Source organism: Arthrobacter sp. Soil_N43 (genome assembly GCF_057655195.1).
On sequence record NZ_JBDGML010000065.1, the window covers coordinates 21,213 to 46,607 of the forward strand.

Sequence of the window (25,395 nt, forward strand, 5' to 3'; positions counted from 1 at the left end):
GAGATTGCAAGCAGACTGACGACGCCTTTGGGAGTATCCACCAACTTCTAGTCCACCGTTTGACCTTCAGACAGTGGTTCGTTGTGAGAGGGAAATGCCGCGAACGGTCCGGTCAGTTTGATCCAGCGGTATGGAGGGACACGAAATGAGACGAACTATCGCGGCGGTGGGGCTTGTGGGTCTCGGACTCTTAGGCACCACACTCCCGGCAATCGCCACGCCGGGCAACGGGCAGGTCGAAGTCTGCCACCAGACCGGCTCAGAGAAGAACCCCGTCATTGAGATCGACGTCAATGAGGAAGGTCATGAGAACGGCAACGGCGGCGACGGCGGGAACGGGAACGGGAACAGCGGCGGTAACGGTGGGGGCAACGGCAACGGCGTCGGCTATGAATGCCCAGACAACGAGGAACCGCCGTACGAGGAGCCACCCGCCGAGGAACCGCCCGCCGAGGAACCGCCGGCCGAGGAGCAGCCTCCGGTTGTGGCACCCCCGGTTGTGGCACCCCCGGTGGTAGCACCACCGGCGGTTGTTGTACCGGAGGCTCCAGTGGTCAAGCCCGTGGTCAAGCCGGTGGTCAAGCCTGCGGCAAAGCCAGTGGCGAAGCCGGCAGCGGCTGCTCCTGCAGCTGCGGCGCCGGTTGCGGCGGTGCCTGTTGCAGCTCCTGCGACCAACGCGGGCTACAACGTGCAGACGGCTGCCGGAGGTGGAACCGAGAGTGGGATTCCTGCTTGGCTGGCCGCCCTGACAGCCCTCTTTACGGGCCTGTCCGCCGTAGTTCTGGCGCGGGGTGGTGCCCGGGCCAGGAAGCTTGGCAGCTAAACGGTAGCGGCTTGAGGGTGCCACGTGGCTGGGACGTGGCACCCTTCTATCCGATTCCCGCCAAAAGGAGGAGCCATGGGCAGCCATCGACATAACAGGGAGGCGGAGCGTGGGGGCAGCCGAAGGCTGCTGCTCAGCTACGTGGACCTGCTTGTGTTGTCATTCTGCTGTCTGGGGATTCTGACTGCCTGGCTCATCTATGGCGCCGCCGGTACCGGCCTGTCAAATGCCTCCGCCGTGGACGCGCCCGTTGTCCGGTATTCACCTGGCGGGCCGGTGACCCAGTTTCCAGAGGGCCTGCAAGCAGGGACGGGCCCGACTCCCGCCGCCACAGCGACGGCTCCCGCTGCAGGCAAGGCAGGCGCTCCCGCAAAACCTGCAGCCCCGAAGCCCTCTGCGGCCCCGAAGCCGCTGGCCATTACCGCCGCACCGCCGGAGCGGATCATCTATCCTGCTGCCGGCATGGACGTCGTAGTGCACCCGCTGAAGCCGGGTGGCGGCGATGTCGACAGCCGGTCCATCGTGCCACCGGAGACCATGGACGGATACTGGCTCACACCGTACGGCCAGCCCGGGGTTGGCTCCGTGAACACCACCTACGTCATCGGGCATAGTTGGGAGGGCCAGGACGCGCCCTTCAACCACCTCAGTTCGGCGGCAGTCCCCGGGGACGTCTTTACCGTCGTTACTGCCAAGGCAAAACTTTCCTACCGGGTTGACTCCGTCACGACCTATACGAAGTCCACCTTGAAGGACAGCCCCATCTGGTCCGTTGTTCCGAACCGCCTCGTGCTGGTCAGTTGCTACACCCAGGACCTCTGGGGCAAGAATGTGGCCGTCGTGGCCTCGCCGGTGCCAGCCAAATGACCCCACCCGGTCCGGGGCGTCTGAATAATGAGACGGTTTGACCAGAATGTGGATCGCTTGGCTACTCTGAAAAACATGAGCGCATCAACGATCAATCTCGCTGTCATTCCCGGCGACGGCATTGGCCCGGAGGTCACCGCCGAAGCCCTCAAGGTCCTCGGGAAGGTGGTCGCCGCCGAGGGCGTCACCCTCGAACAGACCCACTACAAGCTGGGTGCGCAGCACTGGCTCGAGACGGGGGAGACGCTTCCGGACGCGGTTCTGGAGGACCTGCGGACCAGGGACGCCATCCTGTTCGGCGCCGTGGGCGCGGCCCCCGGAGACACCCGGATCCCCTCCGGCATCATTGAGCGCGAGATGCTGCTCAAGCTGCGCTTCAGCCTGGACCACTTCGTGAACCTGCGGCCCTCGAAGCTGTACGGCAGTGTGGGCAGCCCGTTGTCCAACCCGGGGAACATCGATTTCATCGTGGTCCGTGAAGGCACAGAGGGTCCCTATGTGGGCAACGGCGGCACGCTGCGGGGCGGAACGCGCCATGAAGTGGCCACCGAAGTTTCACTGAACACCGCCCACGGCGTGGAGCGTGTGGTTCGCGACGCCTTCCGGCGCGCCAACGAGCGACCGCGCAAGAAGCTGACGCTGGTCCACAAGCACAACGTCCTGGTGTACGCAGGTCATCTGTGGAAGCGCACGGTTGAGGCCGTGGCCAAGGAATTTCCCGAAGTCAGCCACGACTACCTGCACATCGATGCCGCCACCATTTTCATGGTTACGGACCCCGCACGCTTCGATGTGATTGTCACGGACAACCTCTTCGGCGACATCATCACGGACCTTGCGGCGGCCGTCACCGGCGGCATCGGCCTCGCCGCCTCCGGCAACATCAACATGGACCGTACGGCGCCGTCCATGTTCGAGCCCGTCCACGGGTCTGCGCCGGACATCGCCGGGCAGCAGAAGGCGGATCCGACGGCTGCCATCCTGTCGGCGGCGCTCCTGCTGGAGCATCTCGGCTATGCCGCCGCGGCACAACGGATCGAGGCGGCGGTGGTGGCCGACGTCGAAGGCCGCAACGGTGAAGTGCGCAGCACCAGCGCCATCGGGGACGCCATCGCGGCGGCCGTTTAGGCCAGTCCAGCAGGCGTAAGCTTGACCTGGATTACCAATATGCTGCCGTGGTCCGATGCTGAACCACGTTCACATGCCAGGCAGCCGACCGTGGAGGAACCATGACTCAGACTGCCCATGGCGTCGAATTCACCCAGCATCCCTCGGCGACCCCGAAGTCTGCTGAAGAGCGTGCAGCCATCCTGGCGAACCCGGGATTTGGCAACTACTTCACCGACCACACTGCGATCGTTGACTACAAGGTCGACGAACAAGGAAACGGCGGCTGGCACGATGCCCGGATTGAAGCCTACGGACCCATCGCCCTGGACCCGTCGGCCGCCGTGCTCCACTACGGCCAGGAGATCTTCGAGGGGTTGAAGGCCTACCGGCATGCCGACGGCACCATCTGGACCTTCCGCCCCGAGGCCAACGCCGCGCGCCTGAACCAGTCCGCCCGCCGCCTTGCCCTGCCGGAGCTTCCCGCAGAGTACTTCCTCGGCGCCATCCGCGAACTCGTGGCGGCGGACAAGGAATGGGTCCCCTCGGGCGACGGCGAAGCGCTCTATCTTCGTCCGTTCATGATTGCCACCGAGGCGTTCCTGGGGGTCCGTGCCGCCCGTGAGGTGTCTTTCAGGGTCATCGCCTCGCCGGCCGGAAACTACTTCGGCGGCGAGCTCAAGCCGGTCTCCATCTGGATTTCCCGCCAGTACGCCCGGGCGGGCCGCGGCGGCACCGGTGCGGCCAAGTGCGGCGGCAACTACGCGGCATCGCTGATCGCGCAGCAGGAGGCAGAGGCGAACGGCTGCAAGCAGGTGCTGTTCCTGGACCAGTTGAATGACAATGCGGTTGAGGAACTCGGCGGCATGAACGTTTTCTTCGTGATGAAGGACGGTTCGCTCGTCACCCCGGCACTGACGGGCACCATCCTGGAAGGCGTCACGCGGATGTCCGTCATTCAGGTGGCCAAGGACATGGGCCGGGATGTGAGCGAGCGCAAGATCACGCTGGATGAATGGCGGGACGGCGTGGCTTCCGGTGAGATCGCCGAGGTCTTCGCCTGCGGGACGGCAGCAGTCATCACACCCATCGGCGTGCTCAAGGACGAGACTGAATTCATCGGTTCCGAGGATGCCAAAGCGGGCGAGACCACCATGGCCATCCGCGAGCGCCTTCTGGGTATCCAGACCGGAACGGTTGCGGACACGCACGGCTGGCTCACCAGGCTCGCCTGAGGCTTTTTCCACGTACGACGGCGGATGGCCGGCGGGTGCTGTCGAGGCACCTGGCCGGCCACCCGCCGTCGGCGTTTCCGCAGAGCCGGTTTCGGCTCAGTGCAGTTTTCCGCTCAAATGCAAGAATGGGTCTGTGAGTCCGGACACGCCACCAGCCTTCGCCGTCAGCAGCACCCTGACCAGGTACCGCCTGGCCCCGAATCCCGGGCCCATGAGCCTGGACGGCACCAATTCGTACATCATTGCTGCGTCCGGCCACCCGGGCGTCGCCGTCGTGGACCCCGGACCGCTGGACGAGACGCACCTGCAGGAGCTGGCCGGTGCCGGTCCCGTCGAACTCATCCTGATCACGCACCACCATGCTGATCACACCGCCGGCGCTGTCCGCCTCCACGAACTGACGGGTGCTCCCGTCCGCGCAGCCGACCCGGCGCACTGCACCGCGGGGACGCCGCTCCAGCCCGGCGAGGTCATCTCCGTGGCCGGAACCGAGGTCCGGGTCCTGGCCACCCCGGGACACACCTCCGATTCGGTCTGCTTCCACCTGCCCCTCGACGGCCCTGCCGGTTCCGTGCTCACAGGGGACACCATCCTTGGCCGCGGCACCACCGTGCTGGACCACCCGGACGGCCGGCTGGACGATTACCTGTCCTCCCTCGACCGGCTGGAATTGCTGGGACCGGCCACGGTGCTGCCCGCCCACGGGCCTGTCCTGCCGGCCCTGGACGCCGTGGTGCGCGCATACCGCAGCCACCGGCTGGACCGCCTCACCCAGATCCGGACGGCCCTCGCCGGCCTGGGCGCGGACGCCGGTGTCCGGGACGTCACCGACGTCGTCTATTCCGACGTCGACCCGTCCGTGCGGCGCGCGGCCGAGAATTCGGTGGCGGCCCAGCTGGAGTACCTGCGCACCCTGCGCGAGCGGATCTGACGCGGGCGTGCAGCGGGAAGCACGGCTGCGGTGGCCGGTCCCGGGCGAGACTGTAGGCTTGGGGCCATGCGTATTGCCCGGTTTGTAGCTGATTCTGATCCCCTCTACGGCGTCGTTGAAGGCGAGCCAGGCAGTGAGGAAATCACTGTCATCAACGGCGACCCCTTCTTCAACGGTGTGGAACGCACCCACGTCCGCCACAAGCTGGAGGACGTCCGCCTGCTTGCGCCGATCATCCCCCGCAGCAAGGTGATCGGCGTGGGCCGCAACTTCGCGGAACACGCCCGCGAACTCGGGAACGAAGTGCCCCAGTACCCCCTCCTGTTCCTGAAGCCCAACACCTCCGTCGTCGGTCCGAACGACCCCGTCGTGCTTCCGGAGTTCTCCGATGAAGTCTCCTACGAGGCTGAACTCTGCGTGGTGATCGGGCGGATCTGCAAGGACGTCCCGGAAGAGCGCGCAGACGACGTGATCTTCGGATACACCTGCGGCAACGACCTCACCGCCCGGGACGTCCAGAAAACCGATCTGCAGTGGGCCCGTGCCAAAGGCTTCGACACCTCCGCGCCGCTCGGCCCCTGGATCGAGACCGAGCTTGACCCCGAGGACCTGTCCATCAAAGGCAGGCTCAACGGCGAGCTCCGCCAGGACGGCAGCACCAACCAGATGATCCGCGGTGTCCGGGAACTCGTCTCCATCGTTTCCAGCGCGTTCACCCTGCTTCCCGGCGACGTCATTATGACGGGTACCCCGGCGGGCGTGGATCTCGTACAGGCCGGCGACCGCTTCGAAGTCGAAATCGAGGGCATCGGCAGGCTCTCGAACCCCATCGTCCGCCGGTAGCCCCATTCCGCCAGCATTGCCGGCAGCCGCCACGTGGATCCGCGTGGCGGCTGTTCTGTTTCCGGGTGCAGCCAACAAGGGAGATTGCGACGAATTCCCCTCTGAGGCAGGCGGTAAAGTTGGAGTCACTATGACTACTCCTTCTGCGCCCCATGCCGTCTCCAGCTCCGCCCTCCGTGAAGTCACCGCCGACACCCCTGTCCGGGTCCGGTTCTGCCCTTCGCCCACCGGCACCCCGCACGTCGGCCTGATCCGCACGGCCCTCTTCAACTGGGCCCACGCCCGGCACACCGACGGCACGTTCGTGTTCCGCATCGAGGACACGGACGCCGCGCGCGATTCGGAGGAGAGCTACCAGCAGCTGCTCGAAGCTCTGAAATGGCTCGGTATCACCTGGGAGGAAGGCGTTGAAGTCGGCGGGCCGCACGAGCCCTACCGCCAGTCGCAGCGACTCGACCTTTACAAGGACGTGGTGGCCAAGCTCATGGAGGCCGGCTACGCCTACGAGTGCTATTCCTCGCCGGAGGACGTTGAGGCACGGCACCGGGCCGCCGGCCGCGACCCCAAGCTGGGCTATGACAACTTCGACCGCAATCTTTCCGATGAGCAGCTGGCGGCCTTTAAGGCCGAGGGGCGCCAGCCGGTGCTGCGCGTCCGCATGCCGGACGAGGACGTCACCTTCACGGACATGGTGCGCGGCGAAATCACCTTCAAGGCCGGCAGCATCCCGGACTATGTCATTGTCCGCGCCGACGGCTCCCCGCTCTATACCCTGGTCAACCCCGTCGATGACGCCCTGATGGGGATAACCCACGTCCTCCGCGGCGAAGACCTCCTCTCCTCGACCCCCCGCCAGGTGGTGCTGATCCGGGCCCTGATGGACATCGGCGTGGCTAGCTACATGCCCGTCTTCGGGCACCTTCCATACGTCATGGGCGAAGGCAACAAGAAGCTCTCCAAGCGGGATCCGCAGTCCAACCTGTTCCTGCTCCGGGACCGCGGCTTCATCCCCGAAGGCCTGCTGAACTACCTCTCCCTGCTGGGCTGGAGCCTGTCCGCCGACGAGGACATTTTCACCGTGGAGCAGCTGATCGAGCACTTCGACGTCAACGACGTCCTGGCCAACCCGGCCCGCTTCGACATCAAGAAGGCCGAAGCCATCAACGGCACCCACATCCGCATGCTTGAACCGGAGGATTTCCGCGGACGCCTGGTCCCGTACCTCCGGGCCGCGGGACTCGTCGGGGACACGCTGACCGTCCGCGAGGAGGAGATTCTGGCCGAGGCCGCCCCGCTCATCCAGGAGCGCATCTCCCTGCTGGGCGAAGCCCCCGAAATGCTTGCCTTCCTGTTCAAGGCCGACGACGCCATTGACGTCGCTGACGACGCCCGCAAGGGCCTTCCGCAGAACCTGGACGAGGTCCTCGACGCGGCGCTGGCCGCCCTCGAGCCGGTGGGGGACTGGAGCGCGGAAAACATCCAAACCGCCCTGAAGCAGGCGCTGGTGGAGGACCTTGGCATCAAGCCGAGGCTGGCGTTCGGCCCGGTCCGCACTGCCATTTCGGGCCGCCGGATCTCGCCGCCGCTGTTCGAATCCATGGTGATCCTGGGCAGGGAATCGTCACTGGCGCGGCTTCGCGCCTTCCGCGGCTGATGTCCGGACAGGCGGCCGTGGAAGCCGGAACCGTTCTGGACCGCCGGTTCGGTGCTGTGGGCGGCGTCCTTTTCGACATCGACGACACCCTGGTTGACCTGGGATTCGCCATGACAACGGCGCTGCGCGATGTCAGCGAACACCTTCTGCCCGGCCTGGACCAGGCCGGGTGGGAGAAATTCGGCAGGATCTTCACGCACGAAACCACGCACTACTACGACCGCTACCTCGCTGGCGAGCTGACCTTCAACGAGCAGCGGCTGCTGCGGGGGCGTGCGGCACTGGGACACTTCGGCGTCGAACTGGGCGAAGGCGAAGAATCGCATAACTGGCTCAGCTCCTATGCCCGGCTGCAGCCCAGCTACGTCAGGGCGTTCGAAGACGTCACGCCGCTCCTGGACGCGCTGGACGCTGCCGGCGTGCCTTACGGTGCCGTGAGCAACAATGTGCATGACTACCAGCGCGTCAAGCTCGACAGCGCCGGGCTGGAGCGGATCCATGTTCTCGTGGGCACCGACACCGTGGGTGTCCCCAAGCCCGATCCGGCCATCTACCTGGAAGGCGTGCGTCTCCTGGGCAGCACCGCGGACAGCACGCTGTACGTCGGGGACAACCGGCTGCTCGACGCTGAGGGCTCGACGGCGGCTGGCCTGCTGGGCGTTTGGCTGAACCGCGTCGGGGAGTCAGCCCCGGACTTCAAGGGTCACGAGGTGGCCACCCTGCTGGAGCTGCTGGCCCGGGACCAGGCCGCCTAACGCATGCTTTTCCTGCGCGCCGCCCGGCACCCCCGTGGACGTGATGCAGCTAACAGGCAAAAGGTGACGGCGTGCGGGCCTCCGCGGGGAGCCTCGGCGGTGCGTCGCCGGGCGTTATCCTCGCGGGTGCCCGCGGCAACTTCCGCATAATGCCGGGGGTTTTGGCGCTATGGCAGGGCCCGTGCCGTGCGGAAAGTGGCCGGGGCGGGTCATCTTCTGCGGGGTTCGGGGGCCGATTTGTGCAGGGCAAATCTCTCGGGTAAAGTAATTACTCGTGCTGAGGCGCTCGGAGCGCAGGATTGATCCTGCGAAACCGGCCCGAAAGTGCCATTGGGATATGGTGTAATTGGCAACACTACGGTTTCTGGTACCGTCATTCTAGGTTCGAGTCCTGGTATCCCAGCTCTGAAATATCCGCGGAATTCCGCAGGTTTTTCGGAAGTTTCAAAGCGAATTACCGATTTGAAACAGCTGCTAAGTGTGTGAAACAATCACTTAGCCCGAATGGCAGAGATGCCGATCGGAAAAGTACTCGGCCCCATCGTATAGCGGCCTAGTACGCCGCCCTCTCACGGCGGTAACGCGGGTTCGAATCCCGCTGGGGTCACCAATATCCCCCGGAGCTTAGGCTCCGGGGGATTTTTGTTGTCTGGCCCCTTTTCGTCCTGACGGCGCTATGGCCAACATGTGACCACTGCCATACCCTGAACCCAGTCAAACTCATTGGGGGACATCCATGCTGGGGGACAGGTTCGCAGAGGGCAAGAATTCGCTCAACGCCCTCAGGCTGGTACTGGCCGCAATGGTTATCGTGTCCCACTCGTGGTGGTTGGGCGGATACGGGCCCGAACCGCAGCCAGGGGGTGTGAAGCTGGGGACGTGGGCCGTCATCGGATTCTTCGGAATTTCCGGATACCTGATTACCCAGAGCAGGATGCAGGCGAGGTCCGCCGGGACCTACGCCCGGGCGAGGTTCCTGCGGATCTATCCGGGACTCATCGTGTGCGTCGCCGTGGTGGCCTTCGTGATAGCGCCGCTGACGGCTGCCGTAGCCGGCAGGCGGTTCGCATGGCCGGACGTGCTGATGTACTTCGCCACGAACCTGAGTGCAGGGATGCCGCAGGTAGCACTTGCAGGCATCCCGGGAACGCTGGACGGTCTGCCGGATCCCATGTCATGGAATGGCCCGCTCTGGACCCTGTTTTGGGAGATCGTCTGCTACGTCCTGGTTGGCGTGGTCTTCGGAATCGGCCGCCCGGAGCTTGCCCGCCTGACTCTGCTTAGCCTCTTCATTCTCGGTTCCGTAGTCGTTTTTGCCGTTGATGCCGGATGGCTTGTCTCTCCCGCGCCCTACGACTGGCCCTTGGTGCCGGTCTTGACATTCCTGGCGGGTTCGCTGGCATACCTCTTCCGGGACCGGATTCCTGCGGGTCGCGGTGCTATCGGTGTCTGCGCTGTCCTGGTGGCTGTCATTGCCGGTCTGGGATTTGCCCCGTCGTTGATACACCTGCCCTTGTGTGTTCTTCTGCTGGCCGGGTCCTTGCAGCTGCCGCTTTCCGCGGTGGGGTCCCGCTACGACATTTCCTACGGCGTCTACATCTACGGCTGGCCCGTGCAGCAGGTCCTTGCCTCCCTCGGAATCCATAACGCGGTACCGCCACTCATTTTCGCCGGAGCCGCATTGCTCATCGTGGCACCCCTGGCCTGGTTGTCCTGCCGCTATGTTGAGGTTCCGGCCCGGCGCTGGCGCCGGTCCAAGGACGCGTTGCGTAGGCTCCGCGAACTGGCATGATGAAGCTGTGACCCCATCCCACGTGCCAGAGCCGCCCAGCCGCCGGCCAAAGTCACCCGCCGAGCAGTCGGCCGGGGCTGTGGCGCTGCTCGAGGCCGTGCACCGCGACCTGGCGTCCGTGTCGTTGCCGCTGGCCCTGCCCGGCGCGGAACAAACCAGGCTCGAGATCCGCAATGCGGTGGCCCAGCTCGATGACTACATCCTCCCGCGCTACCGGAGCCTCGATGCCCCGCTGCTGGCCGTCGTCGGCGGTTCCACGGGCGCCGGCAAATCGACGCTCGTCAACGCCCTGGTGGGCCACCCGGTGACACGGGCAGGGGCAATCCGTCCCACCACCAGGCAGCCCATACTCCTGCACCATCCGGCGGACGGAGCATGGTTTGAGGACCTGCGCGTCCTGCCGGGCCTCAGCCGCATTCGGGGTGTCGTCGTCCCTGCCGAGGTCCCGGCCAGCCAGGCCGGCCCCGCGCCGGACGCCGCCGCCGTCTCGTCGCTGGTCCTGGTGGGGGACACCGCGGTACCGCAGGGCGTGGCACTCCTTGATGCCCCCGACGTCGATTCCATTTCCGATGACAACCGCAAGCTGGCTGGCCAGCTGCTGGCGGCCGCTGACCTGTGGGTCTTTGTGACCACCGCCAACCGCTACGCCGACGCCGTCCCCTGGAAACTGCTGCTGAACGCGGCGTCCCGGGACATCATGGTTGCGGTCGTACTCGACCGGGTCCCGCCGGCGGCCGAAGCCGAAGTCAGCGAGGACTTGCGTGCGATGCTGGCGCGCGAGGGCCTCGGGGAAGCTGCACTGTTCGTCGTTCCGGAAGTCTCCCTCAACCCGCTCGGCATGCTTCCGGCCGCCGCCGTCGAGCCCCTCAGGGCCTGGCTGGGAAACCTGGCGGCCGACGCCGCCGGGAGGGCGGACATTGCCCGCCGCACGCTCAACGGCACGGTGAAGGCACTGGGCCAGCGTGTCCAGCTGGTGGCGGAGGCCGCGAGCGAACAGGCGCGGGCGGCCGGGGTGCTGGGCGACGATGCCCGCAGCGCCTACCAGGACGCGCTGGTCCGGATCCTGAACGCCACCAAAGACGGAGCCCTGCTGCGGGGTGAGGTACTGGCGCGCTGGCAGGATTTCGTGGGTACGGGTGAATTCTTCCGGAGCGTGGAACAGAATATCGGCCGCTTCCGGGACCGCATGGGCGCGTTCTTCCGCGGCGAACCCGCCCCCGCGGTCAAGGTGGAAACCGCGATCGAAACCGGGCTGCAGGCGGTCATTGTCGATGAAGCAGCCAATGCTGCCGAGGACACGGACCGGCGCTGGCGCTCGGACCCGGCCGGCCGCCAGCTGCTCGGCACGGACGACCTCTCGGGAACCACGCCGGGCTTTGCAGAGGACGTAGCCGCGGAGATCCGGGCCTGGCAGGGGAGCCTGATGGAACTGATCCGGACCGAGGGCCAGGACAAGCGAACGCAGGCGAGGTGGCTGTCCTTCGGCATCAACGGACTCGGAGCCGCCCTGATGGTGGTGGTCTTCTCCATGACTGCAGGCCTGACGGGACTGGAAGTCGGAATCGCAGGCGGCACGGCCGTCGTCGGCCAGAGACTGCTCGAGGCCTTTTTCGGCGAGGATGCCGTGCGCCGGCTCGCCCGGACTGCCCGTGAGGACCTCCAGGCCCGCTGCCAGCGGCTGCTGCAGGCTGAACAGCAGCGTTTCCTGGAGCGGCTGGCGTTTGATCAGGGCGCATCAGCCGACGTGCTGGCGGGCCAAGCCCGGCTGCTTGCCCGGCTGGCGGACGCCGCGTGAGCCGCCACGGCCTGGCCAAGGAAGCGACCCGGCTGCAGACCCGCCTTGAGGCCCTGAACGATGCCCGTGAACTGGCGGAGGGCGTCCTTCCGGACGACGCGCTCGGTGAAGTTCTCCACGTTCTGGAACGGGCAAGCTCGCGGCGGTCCCTTTCGGCGGACCACACCGTGGTGGGCTTCTTCGGTGCCACGGGAAGCGGCAAGTCAACCCTGTTCAATGCCGTCAACGGCGCTGAAATTGCGACGGCGGCAGCCCGCCGGCCCACCACGTCGGAACCGCTGGCGAGTGTCTGGGGAGTGGAAGGCAGCGAGGCGCTGCTGGACTGGCTGGACGTGCGGCAGCGCCATCATGCCGGGCCTGTGCCGGACTTCGCGGATGAATCCAGCGGGCTCATCCTCCTTGACCTGCCGGACTTCGATTCGACCAGGACCGCAAACCGCGAGACGGTGCAGCGCCTCGTGGGCATGGTGGACGTCCTCGTCTGGGTGCTGGATCCGCAGAAATATGCCGACGCCGCCGTACACAACGATTTCCTGGCCCCGCTGGCCTCGCACGCCGCCGTCACGCTCGTGGTGCTGAACCAGATCGACAGACTTCCCGAAGCCGACGTGCCGCCGGTGCTGGAATCGCTCAAAGGAATCCTTGCCCGCGACGGCCTCGGCACAGTCCAGGTCATGGGCGCTTCCGCCCTGACCGGTGCCGGAGTGGACAAGGTCCGCGCCGCCATCCGCCAGGTTGTGGCCCGGAAGGCAGCCCATTTCCTCCGGCTCTCGGCCGATGTCTCCAGGGCTTCTGCCCGGCTGTTGGAGGCGTCAGGGGCAGGCGAGGCAGCCGGGGTGAAGGGCGGATCGAAGGCGCGGCTGGCGGAGGAGCTCGCCATCGCGGCCAACGTTCCTCTCGTGGTCGATGCCGTAGGCCGCTCCTACAGGCTGGAGTCCACCCGCAGCACAGGCTGGCCGGTAACGCGGTGGCTCGTCCGGTTCAGGCCGGATCCGCTGCGGCGCCTGAACCTGCGGCGCGCCGCCAACCCCGAAGTGAACAGGACCTCCCTGCCCCCGGCCAGCGCACCCGAGCGGGCCCGGACAGACGCCGCGGTCCGTGAATTCGCCGATGCAGCGAGCGACGGCGCACCCGGCCCATGGCGGGCGTCCATCCGGAACGCAGCCCGCGAAGGCAGGGAGCAGCTACCGGATGCCCTGGACCAGGCCATCGCCGGCACTGACCTGAAAGCCGGCCGGAAGTCCTGGTGGTGGGGCGTCTTCAACGTGATCCAGTGGCTGGCCCTGCTGACCGCCGTCGGCGGGCTGGGGTGGCTGGGCGTGCTGGCCGTCCTCGGCTACCTCCAGCTTCCGGTCCCGGACGTGCCCCGCGTGGAGGGCTGGCCTGTTCCCACCCTCATGATCGCCGGGGGAGCCGCGCTGGGCATCCTCCTCGCGGTCACCGCGAAGTTCATCACGGCAGCGGCGGCTCGCATGCGGGCCTCGGCTGCGAGGAAGCGGCTCACGTCAGCCGTCGCCGACGTCGCCGGAGACCTTGTAGTGGAGCCCGTGGAGGTGGAAATCAGCCGCCTGAAAGCCTTCAACTCCGCGGTGAAGGCCGCAGCAGCGGCTTAGGGCGAACTGGCTGAGTGCACTCAGCCGCCGGGCTCGAGAGCCGCCGCCGCGTCCCGGACCTTGACCATGGTCCGGAGATTCCGCGTTGTGGTCGAAGACTTGTACTTCGGCTTGGCCGACAGCTTGCTGAAGGGGCTGTCCAGGGTCCCGCCTGCCGGGGCGAGCCAGGCCGACGCCTCCGGACCCAGCCGGGTCTGTTCCACCCCGCCGAGCGCCTCCCCGGCGGTGAACAGCTCGTCAAGCGCTGCCGTGTCCGAGGCCAGCGTGATGTAGGTGTGTGTGGCCTTATCGTCCGCCGGGTAGCGGCACGCCTCGACGAGCTCCGCCACGCGCGAGCCCGTCAGCACCACCACCCAGGCGTCGTAGCCGAAGGCTTCCCGCAGGCAGGCCTCGAATTCCTTCTTGACGGCTGCCGGTTCCAGGTCGCTGGTCAGCACCACGTTGCCGCTGGCCAGGAGCGTCTTCACGCCGTCGAAGGGGCGGGACTTGAGGGCTTCCTTGAGATCCGCCATTTTGATGGTGATGCCGCCCACGTTGATGCCGCGAAGGAAGACTGCATAGCTGGTCATCGGCCCAGAATACTGCCCGCGGCCGCGGCTCCCGGGCAACGCCGCCGACGGCCGGAGCCGGGAAGCGTCAGTCGTTGTTCTTGCGGAGCGCCTCTGTCAGGACCCGGGCTGCGTTGCAGACGACTTCCGCGTGCAGCCGGCCGGGCTGGCGGGTGAGCCGCTCAATGGGACCGGAGATGGAGACGGCGGCGATTACCCGTCCGGAGGGTCCGCGGACCGGCGCCGACACCGAGGCGACCCCCGGTTCACGTTCGCCGAGGCTCTGGCCCCAACCCCGCCGTCGTACTCCTGCCAAAACAGTGGGCGTAAAGCGGGCTGACTGCAGGCCTTCCAGCAGGCGGTCATGGTCTTCCCACGCGAGCAGGACCTGGGCTGCGGAGCCCGCCTTCATGGAAAGCTGCGTGCCGACAGGGATGGTGTCGCGGAGGCCAATCGGCCGCTCGGCGGAGGCGACGCAGACGCGCCAGTCGCCCTGGCGGCGGAAGATCTGGGCACTCTCGCCGGTGGCGTCGCGCAGCTGCATCAGCACCGGGCCGGCCGACGCGATGAGGCGGTCCTCGCCGGCCGCCGAGGCAAGTTCCACCAGGCGGCTGCCCAGCACGAAACGGCCCTGAATGTCCCGGCTCACCAGGCGGTGGTGAACGAGCGCCAGCGCGAGCCGGTGCACGGTGGGCCTTGCCAGCCCCGTGGCGGCGACGAGCTGCGCCAGAGTCGTGGGTCCGGCCTCGAGTGCATCGAGCACCTGGGCCGCTTTATCAATGACACCGACTCCACTAGAATTGTCCATGTAATGATATTGCCGTCTCATTATCTGAGATGCAAATCTTTGGACTGGCGTATTACACGGCTCTGCTGTTTCAGTGGAACCAACAATCAACAGCTGTGAAGGGAGAAGGCCATGGCGAACACATTGGCCGAGAAAGTCTGGGACGCGCACGTGGTGCGCAAAGGCGACGGCGATGGCGCCAACGCTCAGCCGGACCTTCTCTACATCGACCTTCACCTCGTCCACGAGGTGACCTCGCCGCAGGCCTTCGAGGGACTGCGCCTGGCCGGCCGCAAGCTGCGCCGCCCGGACCTCACCATCGCAACTGAGGACCACAACACTCCCACGCTGGACATCGACAAGCCAATTGCCGACCTCACCAGCCGCACCCAGATCCAGACCCTGCGCAACAACTGCCAGGAGTTCGGTGTGCGCCTCCACTCGCTCGGCGACGCCGAACAGGGCATCGTGCACGTGGTGGGCCCGCAGCTGGGCCTGACCCAGCCGGGCATGACCGTGGTCTGCGGCGACTCGCACACGTCCACGCACGGCGCATTCGGCGCGCTCGCCATGGGCATCGGCACGTCCGAGGTGGAGCACGTCATGGCCACCCAGACACTGTCCCTCAAGCCGTTCAAGACCATGGCCATCAACGTCGAGGGCACGCTCCGTCCCGGCGTCACGGCCAAGGACATCATCCTCGCGGTGATCGCCAAGATCGGCACCGGCGGCGGCCAGGGCTACGTCCTGGAGTACCGCGGCTCGGCCATCCGGGCCCTGTCCATGGAAGCGCGGATGACCATCTGCAACATGTCCATCGAAGCCGGTGCCCGCGCCGGCCTGGTGGCCCCGGACGAAACCACCTACGCCTACATGAAGGGCCGCCCGCACGCGCCCGAAGGCGCCGACTGGGACGCCGCCGTCGAGTACTGGAACACGCTCCGCAGCGACGACGACGCCGTCTTCGACGCCCAGGTGGACCTCGACGCCGACACGCTCGAGCCGTTCGTGACCTGGGGCACCAACCCCGGCCAGGGTGTCTCGCTCTCGGACAAGGTGCCCTCGCCCAACGACTTCGGCGACGAGAACGCCAAGGCGGCGGCGGAACGCGCCCTGCAGTACATGGGACTGGAGGCCGGAACCCGCATGAAGGACATCCGGGTTGACACGGTTTTCCTGGGTTCCTGCACGAACTCACGCATCGAGGACCTCCGGGCCGCGGCGGATGTCATCCGCGGCCGCCAGAAGGATCCCCAGGTCCGCATGCTCGTGGTCCCGGGTTCGGCGAGGGTCCGCCTTGAAGCGGAGGCCGAAGGCCTGGACAGGGTCTTCAAGGACTTCGGCGCGGAATGGCGTTTCGCCGGATGCTCCATGTGCCTGGGTATGAACCCGGACCAGCTGGAACCGGGGGAGCGCTGCGCCTCCACGTCCAACCGCAACTTCGAAGGGCGCCAGGGCAAGGGCGGACGCACCCACCTCGTGTCGCCGGTGGTGGCGGCAGCGACCGCCGTGCGCGGAACGCTGAGTTCGCCGTCGGACCTTGACCCGGCACCGGAATCCGCAGCCCTCCACACCGACGCAGCCTAGGAAGACCTCATGGAAAAGTTCACCACCCACACCGGCATCGGCGTGCCGCTGCGCCAGAGCAACGTCGACACGGACCAGATCATCCCCGCTGTCTACCTCAAGCGGATTACCCGCACCGGCTTCGAGGACGCGCTGTTTTCGGCCTGGCGGAAGGACCCCTCGTTCATCCTGAACCAGGCGCCGTTCAACGCCGGCTCCGTCCTTGTGGCCGGTCCGGACTTCGGCACGGGCTCCTCCCGTGAGCACGCCGTGTGGGCGCTCAAGGACTATGGCTTCAAGACCGTGCTGTCATCCCGGTTCGCTGACATTTTCCGCGGCAACTCCGGCAAGCAGGGCCTGCTGGCCGCCGAGCTCGCCCAGGATGTCATCGAGCTGATCTGGAAGACACTGGAAAATGCCCCGGGCACGGAGGTGACGGTGGACCTCGTGTCCAAAACCGTCACCTGCGGCAACCTGGTCGCCCCGTTCGCGATCGACGACTACACACGGTGGCGCCTGCTCGAAGGCCTGGACGACATCGGCCTGACCCTGAAGCACGAGGAAGACATCACCGCTTACGAGGCCACGCGGCCGGCCTTCAAGCCGAAGACCCTGCCGGCCAAACTGTCCTAGGCAGCCTCGGCAGCAAGGGCCTGGCCCGAGAGCAAGGCCGGAAGGCCCCAAGGGAGGCCCGTCGCAAGCAATGCGGCGGGCCTTTTACCGTGCCCCGCCGGCCATTGTGCCTGCGGCGGAACAGGGCGTATTTCGGTTCGGTAACGCAAGCTCATATGCTTAGCTGGTGCCTTTGTAAGGATTTGGGGGGCGAGTAGTCGTGAGGAAACCGGTAAATGAGTAGTGTTCTGACAATCCGCGGAGGCGTCCCGCTTACTGGCCGTGTCCACGTCCGCGGTGCCAAGAACCTTGTACCCAAGGCCATGGTGGCGGCGTTGCTGGGCAACGAGCCGTCAGTGCTCCGGAACGTTCCGGAAATCAAGGACGTCGAGGTTGTCACCAGCCTGCTTCAGCTGCACGGCGTCACGGTCGAGAAGGATCCCGTCAGTGGTGACCTCACCCTGGATCCAACGGACGCCAAGACGGCCTCCAGCACGGCCATCGACGCGCATGCCGGCGATTCCCGCATCCCGATCCTGCTGTGCGGGCCCCTGATCCACGCCATCGGCGAGGCCTTCATTCCGGACCTCGGCGGCTGCAAGATCGGCGACCGCCCCATCGACTTCCACCTGGACGTGCTGCGCCAGTTCGGCGCCGTCGTGGAGAAGCGCCCGGGCGGCATTCACATCTCCGCGCCGAAGGGACTCCAGGGGGCCAAGATTTCCCTGCCGTATCCCTCGGTCGGTGCCACGGAGCAGGTCCTGCTCAGCGCGACGCGAGCCGAGGGCATCACGGAACTCTCCGGCGCGGCCACCGAGCCCGAGATCGTCGACCTGATTGCCGTGCTGCAGAAGATGGGCGCCATCATCAGCGTCCAGACGGACCGCACGATCCGCATTGAAGGGGTCCGTGACCTTGGCGGCTACAACCACCGGGCTCTCGCTGACCGCAACGAATCGGCCTCCTGGGCGTCCGCTGCACTGGTGACCCGCGGCGACATCTTCGTCGAAGGCGCTTCCCAGCGCGACATGATGACGTTCCTGAACACCTTCCGCAAGGTGGGCGGCGGCATGGACATCGGCGACGACGGCATCCGCTTCTACCACCGTGGCGGCAAGCTCTCGCCGCTGGTGCTTGAGACCGATGTCCACCCGGGCTTCATGACGGACTGGCAGCAGCCGCTCGTGGTGGCATTGACGCAGGCCGAGGGCGTGTCGATTGTGCACGAGACCGTGTATGAGAACCGCTTCGGCTTCACCGACGCCCTGATCCGCATGGGCGCCAGCATCCAGGTCCACCGGGAATGCCTGGGCAGCGTGCCGTGCCGCTTTGGCCAGCGCAATTTCCGGCATTCAGCCGTCATCTCCGGTCCGATGCAGCTCAAGGGCACGGACATCGATGTGCCGGACCTGCGCGGCGGTTTCAGCCACCTCATCGCCGCCCTGGCGGCCACAGGCACGTCCCGGGTGACGGGCATCGACATCATCAACCGCGGCTACGAGCGCTTCACCGAAAAGCTGGCAGGCCTCGGGGCGGACTTCGACATCACTGCTGCGAAGTAGCGTGGCCCGGTGAAGGAATCGGCTAAAAGCCACATCACCTTTGTGATCATTGCCGGAATTGCCCGGCCCCTGCTGAACCTGATGATGAACAAGAAGTGGGAAGGCACCGAAAAACTGCCCGCCGGCGGTTTCATTGCCGCACCCAATCACTGCACAGAGATCGATCCGGTGGTGATCGGGCACATGCTGTACAACCAGAAGCGGGCACCGCACTTCCTTGCGAAGGCCGGCCTGTTCAAGGTGCCGGTGCTGGGCAGCGTGCTCCACGCCGTCAAACAGATTCCGGTGGAACGCTCGACGGCGGGAGCGAACCGCTCGCTGCAGCTCGCCAAGGAGATTGTGGCCGAGGGCGGGGCGATTGTCATCTACCCGGAGGGCACGCTGACACGCGACCCCGACCTCTGGCCCATGAAGGGCCACACCGGGGCCGCGCGGCTGGCGCTCGAGGGCGGCATCCCCGTGGTGCCCATGGCCCACTGGGGCGCCCACGAGGTCTTCCCCCGGTATGCGAAGCGGTTCCACCTGTTTCCGCGGAAAACGTCCAGAATCCTGGTCGGGGATCCCGTGGACCTCTCCCGTTTCGAGGGGCGGCCGAGGGACAAGGCCACCCTCATGGAGGCCACCGAGGTCATCATGGACGCCGTTACCGCCCTCCTCGCCGAGCTCCGCGGCGAGCAGGCCCCTGCCAACCGCTGGGATCCTGCCGCGCACAACCAGACCAAGCACGGCCGCGATGTTGAGCGGGGCGGCAAGTGACGCCTGGGCAGTCCCGGAATGGCTCCGCCGTGTCGGTAGCGGTCCTCGGCGCCGGATCCTGGGGAACTACGTTCGCCAAGATCCTCGCCGATGCCGCCGCCGCCTCTGGCGTTGACCGCCGCATCCGGATATGGGGCCGGCGCCCGGAGGTGGTGGAGCAGATCAACAGTTTGCACCGCAATCCCCAGTACCTGGCCGACGTCGAACTGCCGCCGAGCATTTCGGCGTCCACCGACGTCGCAGAAGTGCTCGCCGGTGCCGACCTGGTAGTGCTCGCCGTGCCGGCGCAGTCACTGCGACTGCAGCTGCGCGAGTGGAAGGGCCTGCTGGAACCGGGCGCCCTGGTGGTGTCCCTCATGAAGGGCCTCGAGCTGAGCACCGACGCGCGCATGAGCGAGGTCATCAGGGAGGAGCTGGATATCCCGGATGACAGCATTGCCGTCGTCTCCGGGCCGAACCTGGCCATGGAAATCGCCCGCGAGGAGCCCACGGCCTCAGTCGTGGCCTGCTCGGACTCCGCGGCGGCCGGCTGGATCGCGCGGAGCTGCACCGCACCGTACTTCCGCCCCTACACCACCTCGGATGTCGTCGGCGTCGAAATCGGCGGCATCGTCAAGAACGTCATCGCCCTGGCCGTGGGAATCTGTGAAGGAAAGCAGATGGGGGACAACACCAAGGCCTCGGTGATCACCCGCGGGCTCGCCGAGACCTCCCGGCTGGCGCTCGCCCTGGGCGGGGAGGCACAGACCATGGCCGGCCTGGCCGGCCTCGGTGACCTTGTGGCTACGTGCTCGTCGCCGCTCTCGCGGAACCACACCGCCGGCCGCCTGCTGGGCCAGGGCCTCACCCTGGACGAAGTGGCGGAAAAGATGACACAAACCGCCGAAGGCATCAAGTCCGGCCAGGCAGTCCATGAACTAGCCGGTAAGCTCGGTGTCGAAATGCCCATCACCGCGGCCGTGGTCGCGGTGCTGGCCGGAAAATTGTCCGTTGACCAACTGGGGCCGCTCCTGCTGGCCCGGGAACTGAAACCCGAAGGCGATTACTGACAGTGTCGGAAGAAAACTTGACCGCAGCGGACAACGCCACCACGCGCAAACCCCGCATTGCGGTGCTCTTCGGTGGCCGCTCCAGCGAACACGCTGTCAGCTGCGTCACCGCAGCCGGCGTGCTGGGAGCGATCGACCGCAGCAAATACGATGTCATTCCGATCGGGATCGCGAAGTCCGGCCAATGGGTCCTCGCCGCGGGCGACACCGGGCAATGGTCGCTCGCGTCATCCTCGCTGCCCGAGGTGGCGCCGTCGGACCAGACGGTGACACTGGCCCAAATCGGCGGGGAGCACCAGCTCATCGTGGCGTCGCCCAACGAGGTTCCCCGGGAACTCGGGACAGTGGACGTCGTCTTCCCCCTGCTGCACGGCCCGTTCGGTGAGGACGGCACCATCCAGGGGCTCCTGGAGCTGTCGGACACCCGCTACGTCGGCGCCGGGGTGCTGGCATCGGCCGTGGGCATGGACAAGCACTTCATGAAGGTTGTGTTCGAGGCCGCAGGCCTGCAGGTGGGCCCCTACATCGCCGTGACGGACCGGCAGTGGCGCATCGACCCGGAATCTGTGCGCAAGCGCGTGGACCTTCTCGGCTACCCCGTGTTCGTCAAGCCGGCGCGCGCCGGATCATCCATGGGCATCTCCAAGGTGGATTCGCTCGATGACCTTGACGCGGCGATTGAAGCCGCCCGCGAACACGACCCCAAGCTCGTCATTGAGGCGGGCATCGTCGGCAGGGAAATCGAATGCGCGGTGCTGGAAGGCCGCGGCTCCGACGCGCCCCGGACGTCCCTGCCTGGCGAGATCACGGTGGCCGCCGGCGACCACGAGTTCTACGACTTCAACGCCAAGTACGTCGATGACGCCGCGGCACTGAGCTGCCCCGCCGACATGCCCGAGGAAGCCATAGCGCGGGTTCGAGAGCTCGCCGCCGTGGCGTTCGACGCCGTCGGAGCCGAAGGCCTGAGCCGGGTGGACTTCTTCTACACCCCTGACGGAGCGGTCATCATCAACGAGATCAACACCATGCCCGGGTTTACGCCGAAGAGCATGTATCCGCAGATGTGGGCTGCTTCCGGCCTGAGTTATCCGGACCTGATCGACGAACTGATCCAGCTGGCCCTCACGCGCAAGACCGGACTCCGCTAGTCCCCACCGGCACCCTAACCTCGCTCCGCTTCGGCCAGGGAACCCTGCCGGCGTGGGCCCAGCACCTGGCCCGTTACTTGCTGCTGGGCAGGTCCTGGAGGTCCTCCTGGCCCACGCAATTGCGGCTCGCCTTGATCTTCGCGGCTGCGGCGGAGAGATCAGCGAGCACGGTGGCCGAACTGATCTTTTCGGGGTCCATCAGGATTTCGGTGGCCGGCTCCCGCCCGAACGTGGTCAGTGTCCACACGGGATTGCCCTCCTTGATGACCCAGTCCACGTCGTTGACGCTGACACAGCGGTCCGTCGTGGGCCCCGGGACGTTGACGCCACAGCGCAGGATGACCCGGGACGGATCTCCCCACGCGGCCGTCGCCTGACTGTTGGTTTTGCGGAGCCGGTGATCGCCGATGGCGTCCGGGAGCGCCACCATCATGGGTGCGCAACCCGGGTCCGCCGCATCCGCGGCGGGCGCAACGTCGACGGCCGGGGCGCAGCCGGCCAGGGCAAGCGCGGCGGCTGCCGTCACGGCGAGGACAGCCGCGGTGCGCCGTCGTCCGTCCGGTCCGCGGAGCCAAAGGCTTCGAGCTGATCTGTTTCCAGCTGGTTCACGGGCGGGGGAGGGGCAATGCATAAGTTAACCCTATCCCGGAGCGGCCGCCGGAATTGCCTGAATCGTAACCGGGCGGCGGACTCCCGCAGGAAACAATGTCGGCCCGCCGCGGTAGCGTAGTGGCGTGCCACAAACACCACTGACTGTCGCAGAACTGTCCGAAGCCGAACTGCTCACGCGGATTTTTCCGCGGCTGGAGCTCGGCGCGGCACACAGCGCTGCGGTTCTGCTTGGGCCCGGGGACGATGCCGCCGTCGTCGCCGCGCCGGACGGCCGGACGGTCGTGAGCATCGATACGCAGGTGCAGGACCAGGATTTCCGGCTCCGATGGAACAACGGCTACCGGACCACCGGCTATGACGTCGGATGGAAGGCCGCCGCCCAGAACCTCAGCGACATCAATGCCATGGGAGCTGCCGCAACCTCGATGGTGGTGAGCCTGACCATGCCGGCGGATACCCCGGTGGACTGGGTCGAGGACCTGGCGGACGGACTCTCCGCCGCCATCGGAAAGCTCGGTGCGGGATCATGCTCCGTCGCGGGCGGGGACCTGGGCCGCGGCGGCGAGCTGTCTGTCACGGTGGCGGTCCTCGGCACCCTCAGCGGAGGGCGGCCTGTGCTCCGGTCGGGGGCGGCCGCGGGCAATACACTGGCGATCGCAGGGAATGCCGGCCGGGCCGCAGCGGGGCTGGCCCTACTGGAGTCGCAGCACCCGGTGGAGTCGCTCGGTCCGGACCTGCGGCAGCTCCTTGACCTTCAATGCCGCCCGGAGCCGCCGCTGGAGGCCGGACCGCTGGCCCGGATATCGGGGGCCACCGCCATGATGGACATCTCCGACGGCCTCGTGCGGGACGGCACCAGGCTGGCCATCGCGAGCGGCGTGGTTCTCGACCTGGACCCCGGGATGCTGAGGACGCTGACAGCGCCGCTGCAGCCTGCCGCCGCGCTGCTCGGCGCCGATCCGCTGGCCTGGGTGCTGGGCGGCGGCGAGGACCACGGCCTGCTCGCCACATTTCCCCCGGACGTTCAGCTGCCGCCCGGCTTCACTGGGATAGGCTCAGTACAGGCCCGCGGCACGCATGAAGCGGCGGGCGTAAAGATCGCGGGACGGCCCGCCGACTCCGTGGGATGGGATCACTTTGCAGACTAAGATTGCCGCCAACGCGCTAGCGATGAAGCGTTGGTTGGGCAAGGCAGAGACCGCCCTGGGGAACCACAGCGACCGCCTCAATGCGATCAACATCTTCCCGGTGGCGGACGGCGACACCGGCACCAACCTCTACCTGACCGTTCGGGCGGCCACCCGTGCGCTGCAGGAATCCCCGCCGGAAGGCACGGTCCAGAACGACGTCGGCGCAGTCCTCGCCACAGCAGGCCAGGCCGCGATGGAGCAGGCCAGGGGAAACTCGGGCACGCTTTTTTCGGTTTTCCTGTGCGCCGCCGCCGAGCCCCTGTCCGGGCACACCCGGCTCACTGCCACGCTGCTGGCCGCAGCGCTGAACCGGGCACAAATCCGGGCCTGGTCGGCCCTCAGCGATCCCGTTCCCGGAACCATGCTCTCCGTCATGGAGGCAGCGGCGCGGGCAGCGGCCGCGGTCGACGCCGCCCAGAACGGAAATGACAGCAACCAGGCCCTGGGCATGGTGCTGGACGCGGCGGTGGGGGCCGCCCTCGACGCCGTCATCCGCACCGAGGCGCAGCTGGATGCCCTGCAGGCCGCCCACGTCGTGGACGCCGGCGGGGTGGGAATGCTCCTGATCCTCGATTGCCTGCGGTCGGCGGTGCTCGGCGGGGAACTCCAGAACGAGCTGCTGGACGGTCTGCACGGCTACGATGTGCAGGATCCCCACATCCATACCGACCTGCCGGACGACGACGGCGTGGAGGTCATGTGCACCGTCACCCTGTCGCCGCTGGACGCCGCCACCCTCCGGCAGCGCCTCGATGAACTTGGGGATTCGGTGATCATGAGCCAGGTGGACCGGTCGCCGGATCCGGAGGGCCGGTACCGCTGGCGCGTTCACGCCCATGTCCTGGATTCCGGCCCCGCCCTCGAGATGATCCGTACCCTCGGGCAGCCCACGGACGTCTCTGTCAGCGAGCTTGCCCTGCCGCGGGACCCCGATCCGCTGGTGGCAGATGCCCAGAGCCTTGATGCCCACAGCCTCGACGCCCGGAGCCTTGAAGCCCGGAGCCTTGATGGACGATGAGCACCGAGCTTGAACTGGGCCTGGAGCGCCGGATCGGCAAGCGCTCCGCCGCCGTCGTCGAAAAACACCTGGGCATCACCACGGTGGGCGGACTGCTCAACTACTTTCCGCGCCGATACCTGAGCCGGGGAGAGCTCACGCCCATCAGCGAGGTGCCGCTTGATGAGGAAGTGACGCTCATCGCACGGGTCATCTCCAACAGCACCCGGCAGATGCGCGCCCGGCGCGGCTCCCTGACCGACGTCGTGATTTCCGACGACGCCGGCAGCCCGCCACGGCAGGGCCACCCCGGCGCCGGGATTCCGGGAACGTTGAAGGTCAGCTTCTTCAACGGCTACCGCGCCAGGGCCGAGCTGCAGCCCGGCCGCCGCGCGATGTTCTCCGGCAAGGTCACCCGTTACGGCGGGTCGCTGGGACTGACCAACCCGGATTTCCTGCTGCTCGACGAAGACCCCGACACTCCCGGCATCGATCCGGAAAAGCTTGCGGCGATGCCCATCCCCGTGTATCCGGCCACCGCCAAGCTCACCAGCTGGTCCATCCAGAAGGTCATCTCCACGCTGCTGGACACCGTGGACCTCGGTGCTCTGGCGGACCCGCTGCCGGCCGCCATTTCGGCCCGTGAGAAGTTCCTGCCCATGCCGGAGGCGTACCGCCTGATCCACGCCCCGCAGACACCCGAGGACTGGCGCCGGGCACGTGACCGGTTCCGCTACCAGGAGGCGCTGGTTCTGCAGTCGGCCCTGGCACGCCGGCGAGCCCAGCTGGCTGCCGAGGAAGCAACGGCCCGGAGACCGGTGCCTGACGGGCTGTTGGCCGCCTTTGACCGCCAGCTTCCGTTTACCCTGACCGCGGGCCAGTCCGCCGTGGGCAAGACCCTCGCCGGCGAGCTGTCGCAGGACGGCCCCATGAACAGGCTGCTGCAGGGCGAAGTTGGTTCCGGCAAGACCATCGTGGCGCTCCGGGCCATGCTCCAGGTGGTGGATGCCGGAGGACAAGCCGCACTGCTGGCGCCCACGGAAGTCCTCGCCGCACAGCACTTTGACTCCATCCGGCGGACGCTCGGCCCTCTCGCCAGCGACGGACTGCTCGGCGGCCTGGGCGACCACACCGTCCAGGTGAGCCTGCTCAC

23 protein-coding genes and 2 tRNA genes are annotated in these 25,395 nt (G+C 66.9%); 22 read left to right on the forward strand and 3 right to left on the reverse strand.

All coding sequences use genetic code 11. From position 1 onward, the window contains the following. Window positions 1-145: 145 nt before the first annotated feature. The 13 genes from AC3A3W_RS06040 (at window position 146) to AC3A3W_RS06100 (ending at window position 13,415) form a co-directional block, all read left to right on the forward strand. On the forward strand, window positions 146-823 hold the full coding sequence (locus AC3A3W_RS06040) for a hypothetical protein (RefSeq protein WP_487441130.1): 678 nt from the start codon (window positions 146-148) through the stop codon (window positions 821-823). A 75-nt stretch (window positions 824-898) separates the two neighbouring features. Beyond that, window positions 899-1,690, forward strand: a complete 792-nt coding sequence (locus AC3A3W_RS06045) for a class F sortase (RefSeq protein ID WP_487441131.1) — start codon at window positions 899-901, stop codon at window positions 1,688-1,690. A 75-nt stretch (window positions 1,691-1,765) separates the two neighbouring features. Continuing rightward, window positions 1,766-2,818, forward strand: a complete 1,053-nt coding sequence (locus AC3A3W_RS06050; protein WP_487441132.1) for a 3-isopropylmalate dehydrogenase — start codon at window positions 1,766-1,768, stop codon at window positions 2,816-2,818. 101 nt (window positions 2,819-2,919) lie between these two features. Continuing rightward, window positions 2,920-4,032: a branched-chain amino acid aminotransferase gene (locus tag AC3A3W_RS06055; protein WP_487441134.1), complete on the forward strand. Its 1,113-nt coding sequence runs from the start codon at window positions 2,920-2,922 to the stop codon at window positions 4,030-4,032. A gap of 133 nt (window positions 4,033-4,165) precedes the next feature. After that, window positions 4,166-4,963: an MBL fold metallo-hydrolase gene (locus tag AC3A3W_RS06060; protein WP_487441136.1), complete on the forward strand. Its 798-nt coding sequence runs from the start codon at window positions 4,166-4,168 to the stop codon at window positions 4,961-4,963. A gap of 66 nt (window positions 4,964-5,029) precedes the next feature. Then, complete coding sequence (locus tag AC3A3W_RS06065; RefSeq protein WP_487441138.1) at window positions 5,030-5,806, forward strand: fumarylacetoacetate hydrolase family protein; 777 nt, start codon at window positions 5,030-5,032, stop codon at window positions 5,804-5,806. A 130-nt stretch (window positions 5,807-5,936) separates the two neighbouring features. Then, window positions 5,937-7,460, forward strand: a complete 1,524-nt coding sequence (gltX, locus tag AC3A3W_RS06070) for a glutamate--tRNA ligase (protein ID WP_487441139.1) — start codon at window positions 5,937-5,939, stop codon at window positions 7,458-7,460. Beyond that, a complete protein-coding gene (locus tag AC3A3W_RS06075) occupies window positions 7,460-8,215 on the forward strand; it encodes an HAD family hydrolase (RefSeq protein WP_487441141.1) in 756 nt (251 codons plus the stop codon). The genes gltX and AC3A3W_RS06075 overlap by 1 nt, the downstream gene beginning before the upstream one ends. 331 nt (window positions 8,216-8,546) lie before the next feature. Then, window positions 8,547-8,618, forward strand: a tRNA-Gln gene (locus AC3A3W_RS06080). Between the two features lie 131 nt (window positions 8,619-8,749). Continuing rightward, a tRNA-Glu gene (locus AC3A3W_RS06085) sits at window positions 8,750-8,825 on the forward strand. Window positions 8,826-8,951: 126 nt separating this feature from the next. Then, on the forward strand, window positions 8,952-10,007 hold the full coding sequence (locus AC3A3W_RS06090) for an acyltransferase family protein (protein ID WP_487441143.1): 1,056 nt from the start codon (window positions 8,952-8,954) through the stop codon (window positions 10,005-10,007). Further along, window positions 9,937-11,802: a dynamin family protein gene (locus AC3A3W_RS06095; RefSeq protein ID WP_487441145.1), complete on the forward strand. Its 1,866-nt coding sequence runs from the start codon at window positions 9,937-9,939 to the stop codon at window positions 11,800-11,802. Before AC3A3W_RS06090 ends, AC3A3W_RS06095 begins: the two co-directional genes overlap by 71 nt. Next, window positions 11,799-13,415, forward strand: a complete 1,617-nt coding sequence (locus AC3A3W_RS06100) for a GTPase (RefSeq protein ID WP_487441146.1) — start codon at window positions 11,799-11,801, stop codon at window positions 13,413-13,415. The genes AC3A3W_RS06095 and AC3A3W_RS06100 overlap by 4 nt, the downstream gene beginning before the upstream one ends. Before the next feature lie 20 nt (window positions 13,416-13,435). On the opposite strand, the gene AC3A3W_RS06105 is transcribed toward AC3A3W_RS06100, so the two are convergent. Then, window positions 13,436-13,984 carry a DUF1697 domain-containing protein gene (locus AC3A3W_RS06105; RefSeq protein ID WP_487441147.1) on the reverse strand — a complete coding sequence of 183 codons (549 nt, stop codon included), beginning with the start codon at window positions 13,982-13,984 and terminating at the stop codon, window positions 13,436-13,438. Between the two features lie 67 nt (window positions 13,985-14,051). After that, window positions 14,052-14,771 carry an IclR family transcriptional regulator gene (locus AC3A3W_RS06110; RefSeq protein ID WP_043420062.1) on the reverse strand — a complete coding sequence of 240 codons (720 nt, stop codon included), beginning with the start codon at window positions 14,769-14,771 and terminating at the stop codon, window positions 14,052-14,054. A gap of 111 nt (window positions 14,772-14,882) precedes the next feature. Between AC3A3W_RS06110 and leuC the strand changes: the two genes are divergently transcribed. The 6 genes from leuC to AC3A3W_RS06140 all read left to right on the forward strand — a co-directional run bounded on the left by leuC (window position 14,883) and on the right by AC3A3W_RS06140 (window position 21,443). After that, on the forward strand, window positions 14,883-16,337 hold the full coding sequence (gene leuC / locus AC3A3W_RS06115) for a 3-isopropylmalate dehydratase large subunit (RefSeq protein ID WP_309987158.1): 1,455 nt from the start codon (window positions 14,883-14,885) through the stop codon (window positions 16,335-16,337). Window positions 16,338-16,346: 9 nt separating this feature from the next. Further along, on the forward strand, window positions 16,347-16,949 hold the full coding sequence (leuD, locus tag AC3A3W_RS06120; protein WP_487441149.1) for a 3-isopropylmalate dehydratase small subunit: 603 nt from the start codon (window positions 16,347-16,349) through the stop codon (window positions 16,947-16,949). 215 nt (window positions 16,950-17,164) lie between these two features. After that, a complete protein-coding gene (gene murA / locus AC3A3W_RS06125) occupies window positions 17,165-18,490 on the forward strand; it encodes a UDP-N-acetylglucosamine 1-carboxyvinyltransferase (protein ID WP_487441151.1) in 1,326 nt (441 codons plus the stop codon). 9 nt (window positions 18,491-18,499) lie between these two features. Beyond that, a complete protein-coding gene (locus tag AC3A3W_RS06130) occupies window positions 18,500-19,246 on the forward strand; it encodes a lysophospholipid acyltransferase family protein (RefSeq protein WP_487441153.1) in 747 nt (248 codons plus the stop codon). Continuing rightward, window positions 19,243-20,295: an NAD(P)H-dependent glycerol-3-phosphate dehydrogenase gene (locus AC3A3W_RS06135; RefSeq protein WP_487441154.1), complete on the forward strand. Its 1,053-nt coding sequence runs from the start codon at window positions 19,243-19,245 to the stop codon at window positions 20,293-20,295. The genes AC3A3W_RS06130 and AC3A3W_RS06135 overlap by 4 nt, the downstream gene beginning before the upstream one ends. A gap of 2 nt (window positions 20,296-20,297) precedes the next feature. Further along, window positions 20,298-21,443 (forward strand): D-alanine--D-alanine ligase family protein, encoded by a 1,146-nt coding sequence (locus AC3A3W_RS06140; protein ID WP_487441156.1) that lies wholly within the window; start codon window positions 20,298-20,300, stop codon window positions 21,441-21,443. A 73-nt stretch (window positions 21,444-21,516) separates the two neighbouring features. Here AC3A3W_RS06140 and AC3A3W_RS06145 read toward each other — a convergent pair whose 3' ends face one another. Beyond that, entirely contained in the window at window positions 21,517-22,074 is a 558-nt protein-coding gene (locus AC3A3W_RS06145; RefSeq protein ID WP_487441158.1) for a DUF3515 family protein, read from the reverse strand. Between the two features lie 103 nt (window positions 22,075-22,177). Here AC3A3W_RS06145 and AC3A3W_RS06150 point away from each other — a divergent pair, with 103 nt between their 5' ends. The 3 genes from AC3A3W_RS06150 to AC3A3W_RS06160 all read left to right on the forward strand — a co-directional run. Further along, a complete protein-coding gene (locus AC3A3W_RS06150) occupies window positions 22,178-23,203 on the forward strand; it encodes a thiamine-phosphate kinase (RefSeq protein WP_487441160.1) in 1,026 nt (341 codons plus the stop codon). Window positions 23,204-23,225: 22 nt separating this feature from the next. Further along, window positions 23,226-24,263 carry a DAK2 domain-containing protein gene (locus AC3A3W_RS06155; RefSeq protein WP_487441161.1) on the forward strand — a complete coding sequence of 346 codons (1,038 nt, stop codon included), beginning with the start codon at window positions 23,226-23,228 and terminating at the stop codon, window positions 24,261-24,263. Further along, a partial coding sequence (locus tag AC3A3W_RS06160) for a DEAD/DEAH box helicase (RefSeq protein ID WP_487441163.1) occupies window positions 24,260-25,395 on the forward strand: 1,136 nt, incomplete at its 3' end. The genes AC3A3W_RS06155 and AC3A3W_RS06160, both read left to right, overlap by 4 nt.